This window comes from Cryobacterium sp. N19 (genome assembly GCF_002929595.1).
In the GTDB taxonomy this organism is placed as follows: Bacteria; Actinomycetota; Actinomycetes; order Actinomycetales; family Microbacteriaceae; genus Cryobacterium; species Cryobacterium flavum.
The window spans coordinates 1-18,722 of the sequence record NZ_PJJR01000035.1; the positions used below are offsets into that span (position 1 = coordinate 1).

Annotated in this window: 19 protein-coding genes and 3 pseudogenes; 5 read left to right on the forward strand and 17 right to left on the reverse strand. The window is 60.5% G+C overall.

What is annotated here, in order from left to right; all coding sequences use genetic code 11:
- Positions 1 to 466: 466 nt before the first annotated feature.
- Positions 467 to 1,459: a hypothetical protein gene (locus CXY78_RS00895; RefSeq protein WP_104087602.1), complete on the forward strand. Its 993-nt coding sequence runs from the start codon at positions 467 to 469 to the stop codon at positions 1,457 to 1,459.
- 160 nt (positions 1,460 to 1,619) lie between these two features.
- On the opposite strand, the gene CXY78_RS00900 is transcribed toward CXY78_RS00895, so the two are convergent.
- The 15 genes and pseudogenes from CXY78_RS00900 to CXY78_RS00975 all read right to left on the reverse strand — a co-directional run bounded on the left by CXY78_RS00900 (position 1,620) and on the right by CXY78_RS00975 (position 12,987).
- Positions 1,620 to 1,817, reverse strand: a complete 198-nt coding sequence (locus CXY78_RS00900; protein ID WP_104087603.1) for a hypothetical protein — start codon at positions 1,815 to 1,817, stop codon at positions 1,620 to 1,622.
- Positions 1,814 to 1,987 (reverse strand): hypothetical protein, encoded by a 174-nt coding sequence (locus tag CXY78_RS20900; RefSeq protein WP_158253234.1) that lies wholly within the window; start codon positions 1,985 to 1,987, stop codon positions 1,814 to 1,816. The genes CXY78_RS00900 and CXY78_RS20900 overlap by 4 nt, the downstream gene beginning before the upstream one ends.
- A gap of 7 nt (positions 1,988 to 1,994) precedes the next feature.
- Positions 1,995 to 2,303 carry a helix-turn-helix transcriptional regulator gene (locus CXY78_RS00910; RefSeq protein ID WP_104087606.1) on the reverse strand — a complete coding sequence of 103 codons (309 nt, stop codon included), beginning with the start codon at positions 2,301 to 2,303 and terminating at the stop codon, positions 1,995 to 1,997.
- A gap of 57 nt (positions 2,304 to 2,360) precedes the next feature.
- Positions 2,361 to 2,570 (reverse strand): hypothetical protein, encoded by a 210-nt coding sequence (locus CXY78_RS00915; RefSeq protein WP_104087608.1) that lies wholly within the window; start codon positions 2,568 to 2,570, stop codon positions 2,361 to 2,363.
- Positions 2,567 to 3,385: a MerR family transcriptional regulator gene (locus CXY78_RS00920; protein WP_104087609.1), complete on the reverse strand. Its 819-nt coding sequence runs from the start codon at positions 3,383 to 3,385 to the stop codon at positions 2,567 to 2,569. The genes CXY78_RS00915 and CXY78_RS00920 overlap by 4 nt, the downstream gene beginning before the upstream one ends.
- Positions 3,386 to 3,637: 252 nt before the next feature.
- The gene (locus tag CXY78_RS00930; RefSeq protein ID WP_104087611.1) at positions 3,638 to 4,879 is read right to left on the reverse strand and encodes an ABC transporter permease; all 1,242 of its coding nucleotides are present in this window, start codon (positions 4,877 to 4,879) and stop codon (positions 3,638 to 3,640) included.
- Position 4,880: 1 nt separating this feature from the next.
- Entirely contained in the window at positions 4,881 to 5,771 is an 891-nt protein-coding gene (locus CXY78_RS00935; protein WP_104087612.1) for an ABC transporter ATP-binding protein, read from the reverse strand.
- A gap of 308 nt (positions 5,772 to 6,079) precedes the next feature.
- On the reverse strand, positions 6,080 to 6,727 hold the full coding sequence (locus CXY78_RS00940; protein WP_104087614.1) for a hypothetical protein: 648 nt from the start codon (positions 6,725 to 6,727) through the stop codon (positions 6,080 to 6,082).
- A 1,174-nt stretch (positions 6,728 to 7,901) separates the two neighbouring features.
- A complete protein-coding gene (locus CXY78_RS00945) occupies positions 7,902 to 8,846 on the reverse strand; it encodes a CPBP family intramembrane glutamic endopeptidase (RefSeq protein WP_104087615.1) in 945 nt (314 codons plus the stop codon).
- Positions 8,843 to 9,817 carry a hypothetical protein gene (locus CXY78_RS00950; protein ID WP_140425610.1) on the reverse strand — a complete coding sequence of 325 codons (975 nt, stop codon included), beginning with the start codon at positions 9,815 to 9,817 and terminating at the stop codon, positions 8,843 to 8,845. The genes CXY78_RS00945 and CXY78_RS00950 overlap by 4 nt, the downstream gene beginning before the upstream one ends.
- 23 nt (positions 9,818 to 9,840) lie before the next feature.
- Positions 9,841 to 10,197: a GntR family transcriptional regulator gene (locus tag CXY78_RS00955; RefSeq protein ID WP_104087618.1), complete on the reverse strand. Its 357-nt coding sequence runs from the start codon at positions 10,195 to 10,197 to the stop codon at positions 9,841 to 9,843.
- A 172-nt stretch (positions 10,198 to 10,369) separates the two neighbouring features.
- Positions 10,370 to 10,920, reverse strand: a pseudogene (locus CXY78_RS00960) (recombinase family protein).
- 170 nt (positions 10,921 to 11,090) lie between these two features.
- Positions 11,091 to 12,125, reverse strand: a complete 1,035-nt coding sequence (locus CXY78_RS00965) for a YhcG family protein (RefSeq protein WP_104087620.1) — start codon at positions 12,123 to 12,125, stop codon at positions 11,091 to 11,093.
- Between the two features lie 56 nt (positions 12,126 to 12,181).
- Entirely contained in the window at positions 12,182 to 12,385 is a 204-nt protein-coding gene (locus CXY78_RS21810; protein WP_255410374.1) for a helix-turn-helix domain-containing protein, read from the reverse strand.
- Between the two features lie 11 nt (positions 12,386 to 12,396).
- Complete coding sequence (locus CXY78_RS00975; RefSeq protein ID WP_104087621.1) at positions 12,397 to 12,987, reverse strand: recombinase family protein; 591 nt, start codon at positions 12,985 to 12,987, stop codon at positions 12,397 to 12,399.
- Positions 12,988 to 13,345: 358 nt separating this feature from the next.
- Here CXY78_RS00975 and CXY78_RS00980 point away from each other — a divergent pair, with 358 nt between their 5' ends.
- The 4 genes from CXY78_RS00980 (at position 13,346) to CXY78_RS00995 (ending at position 17,654) form a co-directional block, all read left to right on the forward strand.
- Positions 13,346 to 13,870, forward strand: a complete 525-nt coding sequence (locus CXY78_RS00980) for a PadR family transcriptional regulator (RefSeq protein ID WP_104087623.1) — start codon at positions 13,346 to 13,348, stop codon at positions 13,868 to 13,870.
- Positions 13,863 to 14,903, forward strand: coding sequence for a BtrH N-terminal domain-containing protein (locus tag CXY78_RS00985; RefSeq protein WP_104087624.1), 1,041 nt, complete (start codon positions 13,863 to 13,865; stop codon positions 14,901 to 14,903). Before CXY78_RS00980 ends, CXY78_RS00985 begins: the two co-directional genes overlap by 8 nt.
- 850 nt (positions 14,904 to 15,753) lie before the next feature.
- On the forward strand, positions 15,754 to 16,341 hold the full coding sequence (locus CXY78_RS00990; RefSeq protein ID WP_104087629.1) for an SLATT domain-containing protein: 588 nt from the start codon (positions 15,754 to 15,756) through the stop codon (positions 16,339 to 16,341).
- Between the two features lie 2 nt (positions 16,342 to 16,343).
- Positions 16,344 to 17,654, forward strand: coding sequence for a nucleotidyltransferase (locus CXY78_RS00995; RefSeq protein WP_104087626.1), 1,311 nt, complete (start codon positions 16,344 to 16,346; stop codon positions 17,652 to 17,654).
- Positions 17,655 to 17,803: 149 nt separating this feature from the next.
- Here the strand turns inward: CXY78_RS00995 and CXY78_RS21970 are convergent.
- Positions 17,804 to 18,250: pseudogene (locus tag CXY78_RS21970) on the reverse strand (IS30 family transposase); the annotation flags it as partial.
- A 144-nt stretch (positions 18,251 to 18,394) separates the two neighbouring features.
- Positions 18,395 to 18,722 (reverse strand): annotated as a pseudogene (locus CXY78_RS21975) (hypothetical protein); the annotation flags it as partial.

Genomic DNA, 18,722 nt, shown 5'->3' on the forward strand with positions numbered 1-18,722 from the left:
TCCCGCACCGACGGTGCCATTTAGCACTGCACAAACACCGTCACCCATTGGCTCTTCGCCAACCAAGCCAGCAACTGCCTGCCGGTGAGGGTGCCCTATCGGTCACGGTTCGTGTCTCAATCCCCTAAGCTAGCCGACTCTCCCGAGCTCCTGGTGCGAAGAGAGCCAGCTGCTGCGCGACGGCGACCGTCTCGCGGTCGTCGCCGGACTTCCGCGGCGCGGGCAGCATGACCTTGGCGGACCCGGTTGACGTGCCCTGACGTGGTCGCCCGTGCCTCAAACATCTCCTGACGCCCGCGCGGCACAGATCCCGTGCGCAACTGCGGAAATTCTGCTAGCGGGAGAGCCTCCTTCGGACGCTGCCATGGACCGAAAGTCTTCGAAGTCGTGCACGCGGCCACAGGAGGCGACGTCCGACAAGGCCAATGCGGCCGCACGATAGGGTGAGGGCGACGAGCAGGGTCAAATGCACGATCCGGCACAATTGCGGACAACAGCCGAGCAAGACACAGCCCTCCATGCCGCCCTCCAGCAGGACTTTGCGGCGCAGACCGGCACGGACGGCGATGTCCTGGACGCTCTCTGGTGGGCTGCGCACCCGCTGCAGCTCACACCCACCGGCGTTCCCGACCCGGCTGGGCAGCTCGCACCGCTGCAGGCCGCCGTCTTCTCGCGCTCAGCCGCGGCCGAGCCGCAGGTCGAGCGCACCGAGGACAGATCGACCCTGCGCGCCACCGCGAGTGAGCACCGGCTGCGCCAGCTCGAACACGATCTTCGCCTGCGCGCGCAGGCGGTCCACACGCTGCTGGCACGGACCACACCAACGGAGATGACAGACGCCTCGGTTCTTCCGGTCGCCCCGCAGCCAAGCGACACCCCTCTGGGCACGCACCACCGGCTCCGCGTGCCATGGCGGGCGCTGCTCATCTCTGTCGGCGTCGTCGCCGGGGTGCTGGGAACCCTCAGCATCCACGCGCTGCAGCAGGCCGTCGCACCGACCACCGCCAACGACGCGTCGATGTCCCGCCAGACACCCGCGCCGACGACGACCTCGCCCGACCCCACCGACGCCGAGATCCGAGCCATCACCGACATCTTCGACGATCCGGCGGACCCGGGCGACGCCGACTTGGCCGACCTCGGGCCGGCCTATGAGGTAGTGCGCACGCTGGGCATCCCGCCACGCGAGACCTATGGCGTCTTCCTGGCCAAGCGCGGCACCGACCAATACTGCCTCGTCCTGCAGGAGGTCGACCTCACCGCGAGCAGCACCTGTGCCAAGGCGAACGACATCGTTCAGGACGGCCTGCAACTGCAGGCAGTTGTCCTCGACACCTTCAGGTTCGAGGAAAACAGTCCGTTGGAACTTCTCGACCTCACAGTGAACTGGCACGCAGATGGCTCAGTAGCGACCAGTAGTTCCCGGCATATGAAGGACGTCAGCTCTTTCGCTCGCTAGTCACGGACCTGAAGCCTGCCTCGCCACCTGAGGAGGCACGCAACAAGCATTCGTCCCGCAAGGCGTTCCCCTTGCGGGACGATGCATAGGTCGGATCCTGCGTGGACCGGTTGTGAAGGTAGCTGCGGAGAATCACAGCTCCTCGCACTGGCGATGTCTGCTATGCACGATCCGAGCGCGGCGGTGGCCGGAGGTAGTCGATCAGGAATCCAAGGAGAGTACCGAGCACGACAATGAGCAATGCGGGCCAGAGCGTCACCGGGCCAATGATTGCTCTGATGTCGACGTGGAAAACCACTGCGAGCACCAGAATGGCGACGCCGTAAGCGATCGCGACAATGACCGCCGTAGCGATCACGCGAGCCCCACGTGTGCGCCGTTTCCTTTAGGAAAACTCGAAGTGTACTCTTCGGGTGATCCGAACTCAGATTCAGCAGACACGCCGTTCGCCGCGTGCGCGCGAACTCCGCTGATCACCTCGACGATCTGAAATTCCGACATCCCGCGGATGCGCAGGTTGAAGGCCAAGTCCTTTTCATACGTCATCGTGTGTCCCATCGTTTCGTCGCAAAGTGGCAAGGGTGTCGTTCATGCTGTTCCATGTCGCGATCGAGCGATCGATTTCTTCAACACCCCGTGCCGTCAGCGCAAAGACCTTCCGACCAGGTCCCGCCGACTCGTGCTCCCACACGTGATTCACGAGACCTTGCTCCTCGAATCGCCGCAGGAGCAGATAGAGCGTGCTGCCCTTGATTCGATCGAAACCGTGGTTTCGGAGGATTTCGATCATCAGGCGAGCACTGAAATTGATCAGCGGCGCGCCGACCTGTCGGCCCTCGTTCAACGAACAGCGTTGCAAGTCGGCCGTGGCCTTCCGACGTGAGCGGCGCGTTCGGGTGAGTCATTGCAGCCTCCTCACGGTGGACGCTACTGCGATGAGTGACACGCCTCCCATGAGCATCAGCCATGCGATGCCGTGAAGAAATATAGGGATCGCGATTCCAGTTGAGACCGCCGTGATGAGGCTGTCGCGGAGCGCAAGCCAAGCGTAGAACACCACGACCAGACCGATTCCACCGATGAGGCTTGCGAACCTCGTCGTTTTGCTCATCGGGAGACCGTTACCGACACCTCGACGGCGTAGTCGTCCTCGCTCTGCCCCAGGACTGTTTGCCTTACCTCTACATCCGCATCGCCAAGACTTAGATCGCGATCAGCAATCGAATCGAAGAGCCCGACGATTGCGGGGTGGAGCGAGCCTTCCGGCAACTCCTCGCCCTCGACCGGTCGCCATGTCACCACCAACTCGGTGCGGGACGGCAGCACTCCGGAGAAACTCTCGGGACCGCACGCGCTCTCGGGTGCAGCGGAGAACGTCGGCCAGCAGCACACGACCTCGACGGTTCCCCGCTCGCCAGCACGCAACGCCGTCCAAAACTGGCCCGATGGCCCAAGACCTGATGCTTGAAGCTGCGCAAACAATGCGCTGAACACCTGGTTAGCGTCTTCGTTTGACAGCGCCTCGGCGTCATCGGCAGGGACCGTGATGGCTTGTCCGACAAATGGTTGGGCCGGCATTACCCGCTCACTGACGTTTACGGGCACCGCGAGAGCATGTAGTACACCCTCCGCCGCGGAATAGGCCTGGTCCTCACGCTCGCGCTGCTCAAGGATGCGACGACGATGGTCTACAAGAGCACGTTCGGCTTCACCCGAAGCGATTGCCACAGAGACAGCAGGCAAAGACACTCCGGCATCCCGAAGCGCACGGATCACGACACCTGCACGCACCTGTGCTTCCGCGTAACGGCGATACGCCGACCGATCGTCTATATTTGCCGGGACCAACACGCCCTTCTCGTCGTAATGGCGAAGCGCCTTCACGCTCAACCCTGTCAATCCCGCGAACTCACCAATTCCTAGCATGAGTCCATCATCCCGCCTCCCCTAACGGGAGAGTCAACCCAGACGTCCACAACAGCCCGGGGAACCACAACTGGAGCTCGAGGGTGTGTCTCGGTAACGGTGCTGTAGGTAATTTTGGGTGGTTTCATTCCATCGAAGTCGCGTTAGCACGATTCGATATAGGGCTGCGTTGGCTTGGCGGTTCCCACCGCGATTGAGGCGCCGCTTCGTCGTTTTTCTTTTGGTCGCCCCGCACTGTCAGAGCGACAGTTGTCACCGGCGTCCCACTCCGACCGCTTTCGGCCGTGAGAATGCAGTCTTGAAGGATACTTTGTTCGTGTATTCGATGGACCCGTACCGGAACAGTCGCACGGCGAGCTGCAGCACGAGAGCGCTCAGGAGGAACAGTTCCGTGATAACGATGGCGGCTTCCCAGCCGGCAAGAGAACCAAACGCATTACGAAGCATCGCGGTGATCGGCGCCGAATACGGGAAATACGTGAACATCTGCACGACGGGGCTGTTTGGGTCTGCCATGACCAGCGAGAGGGCGTAAAGCGGGACGATCATCAGGACGATCAAGGCGGAGAACCAGCTGCCCGCGTCTTTCGCTGTGGGCATGACGGCGCCGATTGCGACCAACGTGCCCGTGAACAAAGCGAACCCACCCAGAGCGAGCAATGCTCCGATGATCATTTGCACGGGCTCGAAAGTGAAGCCGGACAGGTCAATCTCCGGCAGGTTCAGTGACGTGCGGAAGAATACGTAAGCCACCAGCACCGGTACCAGGAACACGAGCACTTGGACGAACCCGACGATGAAGAGGGAGATGATTTTGCCGCTGATTAGTGCGGTGGGATTCAACGTGGTGAGGATCATCTCCGTGACCCGGTTTTCTTTCTCTTCCAACGTGCTGGTGAGCATTTGGTTAGAGAGCAGCATGAAGACGAGGAAGAAGATGGCTACGAAGATCAGCGGCGGGATCATGCCCATGAATCCGGCTGTTTCTTCCCCGTCGGTGAAGGTGGTCGTGGTCACGGAGACGTTGCCCTGGGCCAGTGCTGTTAGTGCGGGGTCCCCGATCTGGTCCTGAGCGCTGATACTGAGGACCTGGGTCGCGACACCGTCGTACTCGCCATTGCCGAACAGGCCCTTATCAGCCCCATACACCTGAGTGGGCGTCTTGGCCGGGTCTGCCGGATACACGAAATGGGCGTCCTCCTCCCCGGACTTGACCGCAGCGATCGCCGCCGCATCATCGGTGACGATCGTGCCACCTAGCGCCGCGGCCACGGCGCGGTCGACGTACCCGGACGCGTCACTGTAGGTAAAGCTGAGTGTCGCATCGGATCGGGCGTCGATAGTGCTCGCGGCTGTCGAGTTCCCCAGGCTCACCAAGGCAATCACGATGCCGATCGCGATCGGCACCAGCAAGGTGATGAGCCAGAACTTTCTCTTGCCCAGGGTGCGGCTGACTTCGAAGCTGATGACGGTGCGGAGGTTGTTTCGTCCCATTTCAGGCACCGATCATTTCGTTCTGCTCGCCATACACACTCACGAAGATCTCCTCGAGTGAGAGTTTGCTCGTCGTGAAGCTGCGCACCAAAACTCCCGCATCGACGAGGTCACGCAAAATCAGGGCCTCATCGACGCTGCCCGTGCCGGTGTCGGTGAGGGTCAGTTCGGCATAGTTGCGGTCGCGGACACTGATGTCGTAATGCGGTGAATCTGGTATGTCACCGGAGTAACCGATACGGATCATGGTCCCGCCGTACTGATTCTGCACCTCGGGAATCGTCCCATACGCCTCCGCACGGCCGCCCTTGAGCAGGATCACCCTGTCGCACAACCGCTCCACTTCTTCCATCTGATGCGTCACCATCAACACCGTGGCGCCCGCCCGTTTCTGTTCCTCAATGATGTCCATCAGCAGGCGCCGGTTCACCGGGTCGAACCCCTTCGTCGGCTCATCCAAGATGAGCAGCTCCGGGTCGTTCATGATCGTGACACCGAGCTGGACCTTCTGCTGCTGCCCGCCAGAGAGCTTGTCGACGCGGGCCTTCGCCTTATCCCCCAAACCCACCCGTGCAAGATAGTTCATCGACCAGGACACCGCGGCCTTCTTACTCAAGCCTTTGAGCTGACCGAAGTACGTCATCACGGTCAGGACGGATTCCTTCTTATACAGTCCGCGTTCCTCCGGGAGATAGCCCAGACGGCTCCCGGCCTCCGGCGTGAACGGACGCCCATCAATGTGGAGGACCCCCGCGGTCGGCAGATAAATCCCCAGCAACGCCCGAAGCGTGGTGGTCTTACCCGAACCGTTAGAACCGAGGAAACCAAACGTCTCCCCCCGCCTCACATCAAAAGAGAGATCCTCGACGACCGTGATGCCGGCAAAATCCATCCGAAAATGCTCAATATGAACAAGTGGCTCTCCGACAGAAATCGAGGGCGTTGCCGGGACAGTCTCCATCACAACAACACCGCCAACACGGGCGTCTGTTCTTGTTGTCGGGGGCTTACTCTCAGCCTCAGCCCTAGCAAACAGTGAACTCCACCCCGCCAAACAGCAGCGATGCTAACCCTGGACATACTCATGAAACGCAAATTTCCCCCATGTGCTTGTGTCCCCATCCTCCCCCATCACAGCGACAACGCTCAAGCCGAGCGCACCGGCGGCACCAATAATCCAACCGAAGGAACATTTTTAGTTCACTGTTGAAAGTTTCTAATTGGGGTAGCAAATTGAGTCACGGGGCCGTCAGAAGGATACGACCTGAGCTCCACGGAGAATGTTCGTTCGTTGTCGTCAGCGGTAACAGGAATCGGATTCACCGTGATCACCAATTCCTCTACGCCATCACACTGCCAACGATGTGAGGGATTAGCAACTTCGAGAACAGCTACTGAATCACCGACCTGGATGCCGTCAACGGTCTCGATTCCTATTCCGTGGACCTCTGCCGCCGTGACGTGCAAGATGATTTCCGGGTTGTTGGGACGGTGCGCAGGCCCGTCCGTGCCGATCGATACTCCGCTCCAATCGTAATCAACCGACGGGATACCTTCATAGGTGGTTATGACGGGTTCTCCCCCGAATACATCCGTGAGCGCAGCAGCCACAGGTTCGATGGGTTCGAAATAATCGAACTCATCGCCAATCGTTCCATCGTCTAAGACGACCTGGATACTACTCGCAGAGACAACCAAATGATCCGACGTGGCGCGAGCCTCGAGGCTCGCCTCGTTCTCTTCTGTGTCCGTTGGGGTAACCGCTGGAGCCGGAATATTCGGCCGAGGCCCATCCGAGGAACAACCAGTCAAGATCACAACCACAGCTGCGACGGCGGCGGCGAGCATTCCCCGATTCATGAAGTCCCCGTTCGAGGAAGTTCCGCTCACCGGATCAGGAGCTTAGACGGCGTCTGGCTTGCGCACCCCGGTCAACCAAACCGTCAAGCCAGTGACGCACATCCTGCACCGTTGTCCTTATCCATACGGCTGAGCTTCCTGACGCAGCACACGTGTGCCTACGCGCGAACAGCGTGACAAAAACCATGGAAGCGTCGATCCACCGGTCGAGTTGAGGAAGTGACGGCGCGGTAAACCGCGAATGCCTATCGGATCAGGAAAAGATGAGAAAGAGACCCAACGTCTTGTATCCCACGGGATGCGCCTGATTACTTACCAGACACAGGGCTTGCCCAGCCGGCATCCAGCCCATACCCGTACTGTTTGAAATGGCGTCCCCCACTCCAATCGAATCAGTCCCGACAGATTCCTCACCTCCCCCAGGCGCAGCGTAGTCGGGCTTTTTCGTCACTATCACCGAACTCGTCGGAAACTCCAACCAGCCAGGACCGTGCACGCTGAGCCCACCGCTGGTCTGCAATCGGCCCCGCTAACCCCGGGCTCAGTCCCCGGCAGCAACTCGTGCGAATCGCTTTTGGATGGCGTTATCAGTGACGTCGGTTATCGTAACGCGGGAGGGCCCACCGCTAATGCAGTGGGCTCTCGCCAATCCCAAACGCCGGCCAGGCCCTACGGGTGGGCTCAGATTTCGTTTTCTTCGTCACAGCATCAAGTGTCGTCATCACGGCACCTTTCCCGCCAGACCCACGTCCAGCGCGTCAGGCCGGAAACACCGTTTAAGAGACAGTCCCGGGGCAAGGCCAGGGCGAGGGTGGCGGTCAGGGCGGGAGCGACGGGTTACAGCGGCGTGATGGTTGCGGCCACTCCGTGTTACCTTGTGGCGCCGCAACCGGTGGTCACACCTAGCTGATCTAGGGTCGGGGCATGATGAGTTATCGCGGGCGCAGGTGCAGGCGTAAGCGCAGGCGTAAGGCGCGACGAGCGTTCCGTGACTGGGCCTTCCGAATGAACCACTCCAGCGCTTCGTCTATCTGGGCTTGGTCATTCTTGGTTGTCATGGCTGCCATCGCAAGCTTTCTGGCCTGGGTAGCCATGACTCGCTAGTCTTCCCTTGGGCGAGAAACGGGGCGGGTGACCGTGTGAGGATTTCTGTCGTGGTGGGTCAGGACGTGGTCGTCTCGACCGAGTCAGGCACCGCCCCTGTCACCTTCTTCGCTGCTGGTGTGAACTGTTTTGTGGCGATGAGGACTGTGACAAGAAGCAGGGGCACGATCCATCCGGACCAGCCGAGAATGGTTGCTTGGGTCGTGTCGATTGATTCACCGGCGGCGGCGAAGATGAGCGAGAATCCGGCGGCGGCGTTGAAGGCGCCATGGGCCAGGGCTGCTGGCCAGACCGATTCGGAGCGCAGTCGAAGCCAACCAAAGACAGCGCCGACGATGATGCACATGCCTATCATCATGGTCAGCCCCAGCCAAGGTGGGGCTGCTGGATAGTTGTAGCCAAGGAGAATGAGTGGGGAGTGCCATAATCCCCAGATCACGCCCGAGAGCACAAGCGCAGGTACTGTGCCAAGTGGCATGAGCTTGGGCAGCACCCAGCCGCGCCAGCCGAGCTCTTCGCCGAGCGCCGGGATTAAGTTGATGAACGCCCCAACAAACACAGTGATGAGTTGAAGCCCGACCAGGACTCCAATCGGAATGGGGAGTTCGGTTACTCCCGCCGCCGCCAATTGGGTATCGAGCATCTGTTGGAATGCTGAGAAGGTGACGAAGTCTGCGGGATACACACCCAGCAATGCCCCAAGAGGCAGGGCAACGAGAATGAGTGCGACGGGGACGATGAGTCCGAGCGCGAGGTAGCCGATGAAGCGACCGGCCGGTTTCAACGGCCACAATCCAGGCATCCGGGCCTTGTGTTGCGGCCGTTCAACAACGAACACCACAACGATCGCTGCGATCGCCGGGGTAAACATCATCGCCACTGCGATTACCCCGAACATTGGTTCAACAAGTCCGTCGCCCAACCAGAGGGGCAAGGCTAGGAGCCACGACAATCCGAACGCAATCACCAAAAAAATGAGCATCGATCGTGCATTTTTGCTCATGACTGACCTTTCGTCTCAGCACGCAGTGCTGCGGGGTTGTTATCTCGGAGAGTGGCCAATAGCGCTGCCGGTGTTTCGGGATCGTCAAGACTGATCGCGAACTGCTTCTTGTTCGTTGTCGTCACAATCAGCCCTGGTCCCTTCCGGAGGATGAGTGCGGATCGTCCGGGCATGATTCGATACCCCCACCCGCCCCACTCAGTGGGTCGAAGTTCCGCCGCCTCGACCACGTCGATCGCCGCAAGACGAATGCGTTTCAACGGAATTCGAAAGACGGACGAGACCACCCGCAGGCCGCGCCAATCAGCACTCACGCGCAGACGAATGAACGACGCAACCACAAGAATCGCGATAGCCATCACGACTATGCCAAAGAGTTGGTCGACGGCCCGCCCATCGATGACCGCAGGCCCATAGAGCACAGAGCCTAAACCGATCAGTGCAACCGTCACCCAAGCAAACATGGTCCCCGTGATCGTTTGGGACCACGCACCCGTCGCACTGGGCGCGAACTCAAATCGCCTCTCAACATCCGTCGACTCGAAACGGGGCCGGGGCGAGATAGCAAATGGAATAAGCCCATATCCGGCCGCGACAAGATACATGATGAGCCAGGGCCCGAGGACAACCTCAAACGGGTCGCCTACCTGAATCGTCAGACCTGCAGAGAGCAACCACGTGGTAGCGCCCATCCCTCCAAACACACCCAGAAAGAAAAAAACACCTCGCCTAGCCCGCGCGCTGATTCCGGGCCACAAACCAATCGCGACGCCGGCAACAGCCGGCACACCCGTCAGAACAAGATTCAGGGCGAGCAGCGCCCCAGCAGCCATCGCATCATCCGCCGGCCCCGAACCCGACCAATGCGACGCGAGCTCGGCCGGAAGACGATCTCGCCACACCCACCACGAGATGATCACCACCAACACCGGCACGCACAACGAAACCCCGGCCAAAACTCTCCGGGCCATCTCCGAATTCCTACTCGTGTCACTCACGTAGTTCCACCCCTTTGAATCAATCGCAAAATTTCTGCCTGTGTCAGCCCGAGCTTGCGCGCCTCGTGCAGCAACTGCGCAGCCAGTTCGCTCATGCGGATAAGCCCAGCGCCAGCGTCGTGGCGCACGAATGCCCCACGCCCCTGACGCATCTCAATCACCTCGTCGTCCCGCAGCTTCGCATAGGCACGCAAAACCGTGTGCATATTCACACGCAAAGACTTCGCCAGATCCCGAGCCGGAGGCAACCGGTCGCCCGGCTGCAGATCACCATTGACGACTCCCGAACGCACCTGCACCGCGATCTGCTCCGCCAACGACACCGCCAACGCCGCATCCACCACGAACAACATGTTTGCAACACTACTAGAACAATCCGAAGCGCAAGGAATCTGCTCGTCGACGTCCCCGCCCGATTCACCAGCTGGCCCCTCAACAGAATCTACGTTTTCGTGCAGAGTTCTACTTCTTCGATAGCAACTTCGCACCGTCCGGTCACAGCTCACCTGAAGGGGAGGCATGACGCTACAGCGTCTGACGGGTGACCCCGAGCTCCTGACAAAGGGCGCCCACGTTGGTTTCCCGCTGCCCCCTCGCGGCCATGGCTCGGCGGATCTTGGCCGGCGTCAACTTGAACGGGCATCCACCCGTTCTCCCTCGGGCTCGCGCCGTGGCCAGCCCTTCGACTGTGCGCTCAAAAATGTGTGCCTGCTCGAACTCAACCAGGGCAGCGCAGATACCAAAGACAAGCTTCCCGGATGCAGTCGTCGTGTCGATCGCCGCGCCCTCACCGGTGAGCACCTTGAGACCGATACCGCAATCAGTGAAGTCATGCACCGTATTGACGAGGTGGCGTAGATCACAACCGGGTCGGTCGAGCTTCCACACAAGAAGGGTGGCCCCCTTACGGAGAGCCTTCAGACAGGCCGCCAGGTGCGGCGGTCATCCTTCTTCCCGGTGGCACGGTCCTCTTAGAGACTGTCCGCCTCGACGCCGGCAACCAGAAGCGCATCCCGTTGGAGATCAGTGCCCTGCGACCTGTCGGCCTTCGACACCCGCATATACCCGACGAGCATGCTGACCCCTGTCATTTATACGTTCGATTACGTGACAACACGATCGTTTTTTTGTAAGAACTCAAAGTTGTCATTTATCCAGTCATCTATTCTGCGTGTTGCAAAGACCACCAATTGAGCTTGCGTGATGGAGACCGAGAAGGGTCCACATCCAACCTGTTTACTGATGGTTACGCCGGTTCTGGGGCGTGGTCGTCAAACTCAAGGGCGACCGCGCGCGTGAGAGCGTCCTCGGCGGGGAGCGCAGCTTGCTCGTCAGGCGAGAGATCGTAACGAGAAACGGCGATCGGCTGGGTGGTGCCAGCGAGTGCGTACCGGACAACGGACTCATTCTTGTCGGCAACCAGCAGCATCCCGACCGTGGGCTGGTGCTGTGGCCCCCGCAGCCGGTCCTCGACGAGGGCTACATAGAAACCGAGCTGACCGGCGTCGCGCGGCTCGAATTTCGTTGTCTTCAACTCGATAACCACGTACCGAAGCTGGTCAACGTGAAAGAACAGCAAATCAACGAAGAAGTCATCGCCGTCGACATCGAAGTGGACCTGGCGGCCGACAAACGCAAACCCCGGGCCGAGCTCGCGGAGCGTGTCGATGATGCGCTCGACGAGCCGGTCCTCCAGCTCTCGCTCGGCGGCGTCCCCGTCGATGGCGAGGAACTCGAGCGTAAACGGATCCTTCGTGATCTGCTGAGCGAGCTCCGAGTCGGCGCGTTCAAGAGCGTGCGGAAAGTTGGAAGGGGCTGCACCCTCACGGAGGTGAAGAAAGGTCTTGATCTGGTGCGCCAGTACGGGTCGGCTCCAGCCCTGCGCGACGTCCTTAGCGCTATACCAGTCGCGCAGCTCGGCGTCGTTGAGTTTCTCGATCAGTTCGATGACGTGGCCCCAGGGCAATTGGCCAACGGGTCGTTGACCAATTGCGTCCTGATCGGGCCACGCCTCGGCGAACCTCCGCATGTACTTGAGGTTGGCCGGCGAGAAACCTTTCGCGGTAGGGAACTCAGCACGCAAATCCACGGACAGCTGAGAGAGAACCTTGCTACCCCACGGAGCTGTCTTCTGTCGCTCGATGATCATCGCTCCGATCTGCCAGTAGAGCCGGAGCAATTCAGTGTTCACTCGGCGCTGGGCGATATACCGCGCCTCATGCACGAGGCGCTTAATGCTCTCGAGTGTGGTGGCGTAGTCCGTGGGAACGAGAGAACTCATTCTTCAACGCTAATGGAGGCCAGCCAGCCTGCTATCTAGCTTCTCGGAATCCTTCGTTATCGAGAGAGCGCCGCGGTGCGTCGCGTTCCCGTGTCGGCGCGCGGGCGCGGGGCACGCATCACATTTCCGCCGACCCGGTAGAGCTGGTGCCAGCGTTGCAACGTCCGCGCGCTGATCCCGGTGCCCCGGGCGAGAGCCGCAAGGGGCACCTGGTCCTCGACGTGAAGCCGAAGAACCCGCCACCGCTCGTCGCCGTCCACGGTTGGTTACATCATTGGTTCTCGCGGGCGGCGAGGGCGTGTTGATGGCGGTAGAGGGTCGCGCGGCTCCATCCGACGAGGTGGGCGGCATCGGCGGCCGTGCGTCCGCCCTTCCGTGCGGCGTTGACGATCCCGAGCTTGTCGGCGATCACGGTCGGATCCACGGCGGGCCGGCCGAAGCGGGTGCCGGCAGTGCGTGCGGCGGCGATGCCCGCATTGACGCGTTCAACGATGAGTTCGCGCTCATACTCCGCCAGTGTCGCGAGCATATTCAGCATCAGCCGACCGTTCGTCGTTGCGGGGTCGATTCCATCCGAGATCGAACGGACGAGCACACCACGCTCCTGCAGCAGGTTCACCGTGTTGAGGACATCGCTGAGGGACCGGCCGAGCCGGTCCACCCGCCACACGACAATAGTGTCGCCGGGTTCGGCATAACCGAGGAGCTTCTTCATCCGTGGACGCTCAATGGCCGTCTTGCTCCCCGAGGTGATATCCGCAAAAACGTCGCGCTTTTGTACCCCAGCGGCAACCAGAGCATCGAGCTGTAACTGCGCATCCTGACTCGCCGTACTCACCCGCGTGTAACCCAGCATCCTCATAAACTCATTCTGCCTTACAAAGTCCCTTTAAGAATAGTGAGACACCGTGCATGGCGAGACAACTTTCCGAGACAAAACCGGGGTGCATGAATCCGCGCATTTCTGCACTTTTTCCACGGCTCGATTTGGGCAGGCCTCGTGTCTCGTAAATCTTTACTTTCATGAGACTTCTCATGGCGCAAGGTTGGCCGTACCGCAGCAATCATTCCTGATGGTGAACCTGGGCGCAATCCGCACGATACGTAAAGTCCACGCCCGCGAGGTGGCCGCAGAGTACACGGTCGTTTTCGGCCATCGATCCTGAGGGTTCAGCGATTTTCGTTTGTCACACTCGTTATTACAGCACTAGAATAATGTCGTGACCCTGACCGCCATTGAACTAACCGTCTTGGGACTTGTCGCCGAGCAGCCGCGTCACGGCTACAACCTGGAACAGGTCATCGAGCAGCGCGGTATCCGTCGATGGGCCGATATCGGGTTCTCTTCGATCTACTACGTCCTGGCCAAGCTCGAAAAGCGCGGCCTGATCTCCGCTGACAATGCGCGCGCAACTACGCGATCGCGGCGAGTGTTCCAGGCAACCCAGGAAGGCTGTGACCTCGCGGCAAGCGCAACGCTCGATTTCATCGCCACAGCTCAGTCGGTGCCGCATCCATTCCTCGTTGGCCTGGCCAACAAGACGCTGGTGACGAAGCAGGCCTATAACCGTGCGATACTCGACCGGTTGGCCCAGATCGAAGGAAGGATCGTGGCCGTCGCGGAGGCCGAACACGGCCAAGCGCCTCTCCCCCTACCCGCTCGCGAAGTCTTCTCCTACTCCCTCGCACTCCTGAAAGCAGAAAGGACGTGGCTCGCAGAGCGAGCCCCTGTATCCGATGACTGACCAAACCACGTCTGACCGTCGCAGCAAGGCAGTAGTCGTCGACAGTGTTCCAACCGTTGGCGGCGTGCACTGCGAAACAACCGCACTCGGCGTGCTGCTGAACTGCGCCGGAGTAAGACTTTCCGAGCCCATGCTGTTCGGGTTGGGAAGCGGTCTCTCCTTCATCTACTGGGACTCCAAGCAGCAGGACCTCCCCTTCCTTGGCGGCCGGGTTAAGCCATTTGCTCTCACCCAGAACCTGACCATGCGACTGGGCCTCGAACTCCGAGAACAACAGACCAGCTCGGCGCGGAAGGCGTGGGATCATGTGCGTGTCTCGCTGGATGAGGGAGTCCCAGTCGGCCTGCAGCTGGACAGTTACGATCTGGACTACTTCAGGTCCCGGGTGCACTTTGCCGGCCACTTCGTCGCCATGTACGGCTACGACGATGAAACTGCCTATCTGGTGGACACCGCACAGCAGGGCGGCCGCGTATCAACCACCAGGAACAGCTTGGCCCAGGCGCGCGCTGCTGGCGGCCCTATGTCAGCCCGCCACCGGTCATTCACCGTCAAAGCACCCGTGTCACGCCTCGAAGCAGGACCTTCTATTTCCACCATCATCTCCGCAATCAAAGCGTGCGCAGAAGAGTTCCTGACCCCTCCAATCGCTAACCTGGGCAACCGCGGCATCCACACGGCTTCTACACGAATACACTCGCTCTTCGATCGAGTCTCAGATCCCGTGCGTGATCTGCCTGCCATCGCCAACATTATGGAGCAGTCGGGCACCGGAGGTGCCCTCTTCCGCAACCTCTACCGAGATTTCCTGACCGAGTGTCAGGAAATACTCGCGGGACGACCAGAAGCGGAACGGATCACATCGGCCATCGACGCGTTCAGTCAATCCGCACGTGGGTGGACCAGCGTTGCGCTGCTCATTGAGCAGGCGGGTACAACCGGCAATCGGCAACACCTAAGCGACGCAAGCAAACATCTGGCGGAGATCGCAGAGATTGAAACCAGTGCGATGGTGACGCTTCGGTTCTTGTAACAGCCGACACCCAGGCCGATAGTTTCCATCTCGTATCTGCATCCCACCATGGCAGGCTACCAATCGCTCGCCACTATGAAATGAAAGTCACACCCGTCACGTGATTTTCGCCCCTGTTCTGTCAAATTGAACCCTAAGACCCCGTCAGGAGAGCTGTCTGCCAATCAAAACAGGACCCTATCCTGACAATATTTGATAAGGGCGCCTGACGCCTAGTTGAGGTACACGCCAAATTGACAGTTCGTTGCTTGCTTTGACACTTTCAGCTTCCCCATTGACGCCTCTTAATGTCTCGCAACCGTCCTTGCCTACAAGCATGGTAACGCCGGCAAAAACACACGTTTCGAGACACGCCGACTCATCCGTCGCCCTTGGACAATGACGCCCCGATCCCGGTCACAGGAAAGAATGCGTTCTGCTGCGCTTTCCACAATGGTGCATGGTCGATCTGTCTCGTCAATGTGTCTCGCAGCCCTCGGGCGGTTTCAAATGGTGGAAGCAACAGGGGTTATTTCTTTCTTCGAGGTTAGCCTGCTGAGCAGGTCGGCTGGGGTGCTCCNAGCCTTCCGGCTCTTTGCAGTGAGAGCGAGGGAATTCCGCACGTGGGAATCGATCACGGATTTGTGAAGTGACCTGCTTGCTGAGGACAGAGTCACAGACTCCCAACGAGTTTCGGATTGCCGAAAAGTCCGCGCTGGGGGATCGCTTCATCGAAGACGGCCACCGTCCTTCTGGCTCAAAGACGTGCTGTACGTTCCATGATGATGATGTCGGAGGCCACCGCCATACTCAGATCGGGGGCATCCGCTGGAGGTGTGTGCTTCGACTGTTCAAGAGTGATCGGAGCGAAATGACCAACGATGACGCCGGCCGCGGCCGGTACCTGCTTGCCCAGGGGCGCGAGGCCTTCGGGCGCGTGGCGTACACCCACAAGACCCACGAGAAGCAGGCGGATATTTGCTTCACCAAGCACCGCTGGCAGCAGGGCGTGCTCATCGCGCTGACCGCGGTCAGCTCCGGCACGTTCCTGGTCGCCGTGGTGAGTCAGCTCGCCAGCACAACCGCGACCAGCCTCATCACCGCCAGTGTCGCTGTACTGGTGACCTGGGTGACGCTTGGGGCAAAGACGTTCCGGTTCCAGGAGGAGGCCGAGGCGCACCGAGACATCGCGTCGCGACTGTGGGACGTGCGCGAGTCCTACGTCTCGCTCATCGCCGACCTGATGTCCGGCGAGATCGCGGACGCCGATGCCCGGGCTCGCCGCGACGAGCTGCAGGAGACCACCCGCGAGGTCTACTCTTCCGCGCCGCGGACCAGCCCTAAGGCGTACGGCCGCGCTCAGAAGGGCCTGAAGTACAACGAGGAGCTGACGTTCTCCTGCCGCGAGCTCGACCTCCTGCTCCCCGAGGCGTTGCGGCTCAACGAAGGCGAGGTCTGAGGATGGATACCTCAGAGATCTTCGATGGGTTGCTGGCGAACCTCAAGGTGGGGGAGAAGGTCGCGACGATCCGAGCCCGCCGGGACGAAATCACCAAGGCCCTGAATAAAGACTTCCGCGGAAAAGACGCCTGCGTCGACGACAAGCTGATGATCGGCTCGTTCGGACGGCACACGGCGATCAAGTCCATCTCCGACCTCGACATGATCTTCATCCTGCCGTCGGGGCTGCGCGACGACTACAGCGACGCCAACGGGCCTCGCCGGATGCTTGAGCGCGTGCGCAACGTGCTCAAGGCGCGGTACAAGAACACCGACATCCGAGTTGACCAATGCGTAGTGCGCGTACAGTTCGCATCCAACGCGTTCAAGTTTGAGCTTCAGCCGGTGTTCGAGAACCCCGACGGCAGCTTCGACTACCCGGACACCAAGGCCGACGGCTGGAAGACCACCAAGCCGCGCGCGGAGATCGCCGCGACGAAGGAGTGCAATGACCGCACCTCGACGAATATGCGTCACCTCGCCCGGATGGCCCGGGCCTGGAAGAACGCGAACGGCGTGAATATCGGCGGCCTGGTTATCGACACGCTGGTCTACAACTTCTTCGCCCAAATCGACAAGTACAATTCCGCGAACACCGCCTCGTTTGACCTGATGTCCCGGGACTTCTTCGCGTTCCTCATGGACGACCCCGAGAAAGACTATTACCTGGCGCTCGGCAGCCGGCAGCGCGTCCACGCCACGGCCAAGTTCCAGGCCAAGGCGAAGAAGGCTCACAACCGCTGTGTCTCTGCGATCGAGAATGAGGGCAAGACCGCGTCGGTCAAGAAGTGGCGCGAGGTCTTTGGCACCAGCGTGCCGCTGACGGTAAGCGAGGCCGTTCTCAAGGCCTCGGCTAGCGGTTTACACACGGGCACCGAGGAGTTCATCGAAGATTGGTACCCGGTCGACATTACCGAGAGTGTGTCCATCGACTGCGAGGTCACCCAAAACGGCTGGCGACCACTGTGGCTGCGCGCGATGGGGCGGGTCGGAGTCCCCCTCAAAGCTGGCAAGCACCTGAAATTCCAGGTCGCCAGCTGCACGGTTTCCGAGCCGTACACGCTGCAGTGGAAGGTGCTCAACCAGGGCCCGGAGGCGGAGCGTCGCCACGTGGTCCGCGGCGACATCATCGACTCGACACAGCTTGGCATCCGCAAAGAGAGTTCGATTTTCCGCGGCGAGCACATCGTGGAGTGCTACGCCATCAAGGATGGAATCGTGGTTGCCCGAGACCGCATCGACGTGCCGATCATCACAACCGCAGACGTTTGAATGAGACCGAGTCGCCGTCGGAGCCTGCCCCGATGTGCTCGCCGCGGGCAGTACAAGTTTATGGTGCCGGATCTCTGGCGATCCGAGTCTCTCCACGCAGCGCGCGAATGTGTCTCGCTGCTTTTCTGTCTCGTAACGCATGGGCGGTTTCAAATGGTGGAAGCAACAGGGGTTATTTCTTTCTTCGAGGTTAGCCTGCTGAGCAGGTCGGCTGGGGTGCTCCGGTTGAGGGTTTTGCGGGGCCGTTCGTTGAGTTCGGTGGCGACTTCGAGGAGGCGTTGGGCGCTGTGCGCGTTTAAATCGGTGCCTTTGGGGAAGTACTGACGCAGCAGGCCGTTGGTGTTCTCGTTCGTGCCGCGTTGCCAGGGCGAGTGCGGATCGCAGAAGAAGATGGGAACGCCCGTCGCTTTCGTGATCTCAACGTGCCGCGCCAGTTCGGTTCCCTGATCCCAGGTTAATGACCGCCGCAGCATCACGGGCATGAGATTGAGGGCGCCGATGAGCGCGTCGTGGAGCGCCGTGGCGCTATGGCCGTTCGGCAGGTGGACCAAGACGACGAATCGGGTCGTGCGTTCAACGAGGGTCCCGATCGCGGATCCTGACGCCGAGCCAACGATGAGATCACCCTCCTTACGCTGTTGTGAGTGTCGGAGGCGGAGCAATGTTCCGGCAACCCTCGGGCGATGGGTATGGCTGAGGCCTCCTTGCCGCCTGGACGGCTTACTGGGAATGGCCGCCCGTCGCCCGTGTGATGACTCGACCGCTGATTGAGAATTGCGACANCCGATCGCGGATCCTGACGCCGAGCCAACGATGAGATCACCCTCCCAATGCCCGGGAATCACTCGGTCGTTGGCCTCGGCGGGCCGTTCACTCAACAGCACCTTGTCGCGAATTCGACCCGGAGCAGTGAGATGTGCAGCTCGCGATTTTCGAGCTGATCGTCCTCGTCGTAAGTGCCGGTGCAGGCGGACTCCGACGTAACCGCGGCTGTGCACGTAGAGGCTTTGATAGATCGTCTCGTGGGATACCTGCAGTTCGTCCCGGCCGGCGAACACGGCTGCGAGG

Coding starts and splice junctions, on each gene's coding strand:
- CXY78_RS00895 (WP_104087602.1), top strand. CDS start 467: ATGCACGATCCGGCACAATTGCGGACAACAGCCGAGCAAGACACAGCC.
- CXY78_RS00915 (WP_104087608.1), bottom strand. CDS start 2,570: ATGAGCAAAACGACGAGGTTCGCAAGCCTCATCGGTGGAATCGGTCTG.
- CXY78_RS00920 (WP_104087609.1), bottom strand. CDS start 3,385: ATGCTAGGAATTGGTGAGTTCGCGGGATTGACAGGGTTGAGCGTGAAG.
- CXY78_RS00930 (WP_104087611.1), bottom strand. CDS start 4,879: ATGGGACGAAACAACCTCCGCACCGTCATCAGCTTCGAAGTCAGCCGC.
- CXY78_RS00935 (WP_104087612.1), bottom strand. CDS start 5,771: ATGGATTTTGCCGGCATCACGGTCGTCGAGGATCTCTCTTTTGATGTG.
- CXY78_RS00940 (WP_104087614.1), bottom strand. CDS start 6,727: ATGCTCGCCGCCGCCGTCGCAGCTGTGGTTGTGATCTTGACTGGTTGT.
- CXY78_RS00945 (WP_104087615.1), bottom strand. CDS start 8,846: ATGAGCAAAAATGCACGATCGATGCTCATTTTTTTGGTGATTGCGTTC.
- CXY78_RS00950 (WP_140425610.1), bottom strand. CDS start 9,817: ATGGCCCGGAGAGTTTTGGCCGGGGTTTCGTTGTGCGTGCCGGTGTTG.
- CXY78_RS00955 (WP_104087618.1), bottom strand. CDS start 10,197: ATGTTGTTCGTGGTGGATGCGGCGTTGGCGGTGTCGTTGGCGGAGCAG.
- CXY78_RS00965 (WP_104087620.1), bottom strand. CDS start 12,125: ATGAGTTCTCTCGTTCCCACGGACTACGCCACCACACTCGAGAGCATT.
- CXY78_RS00975 (WP_104087621.1), bottom strand. CDS start 12,987: ATGAGGATGCTGGGTTACACGCGGGTGAGTACGGCGAGTCAGGATGCG.
- CXY78_RS00985 (WP_104087624.1), top strand. CDS start 13,863: ATGACTGACCAAACCACGTCTGACCGTCGCAGCAAGGCAGTAGTCGTC.
- CXY78_RS00990 (WP_104087629.1), top strand. CDS start 15,754: ATGACCAACGATGACGCCGGCCGCGGCCGGTACCTGCTTGCCCAGGGG.
- CXY78_RS00995 (WP_104087626.1), top strand. CDS start 16,344: ATGGATACCTCAGAGATCTTCGATGGGTTGCTGGCGAACCTCAAGGTG.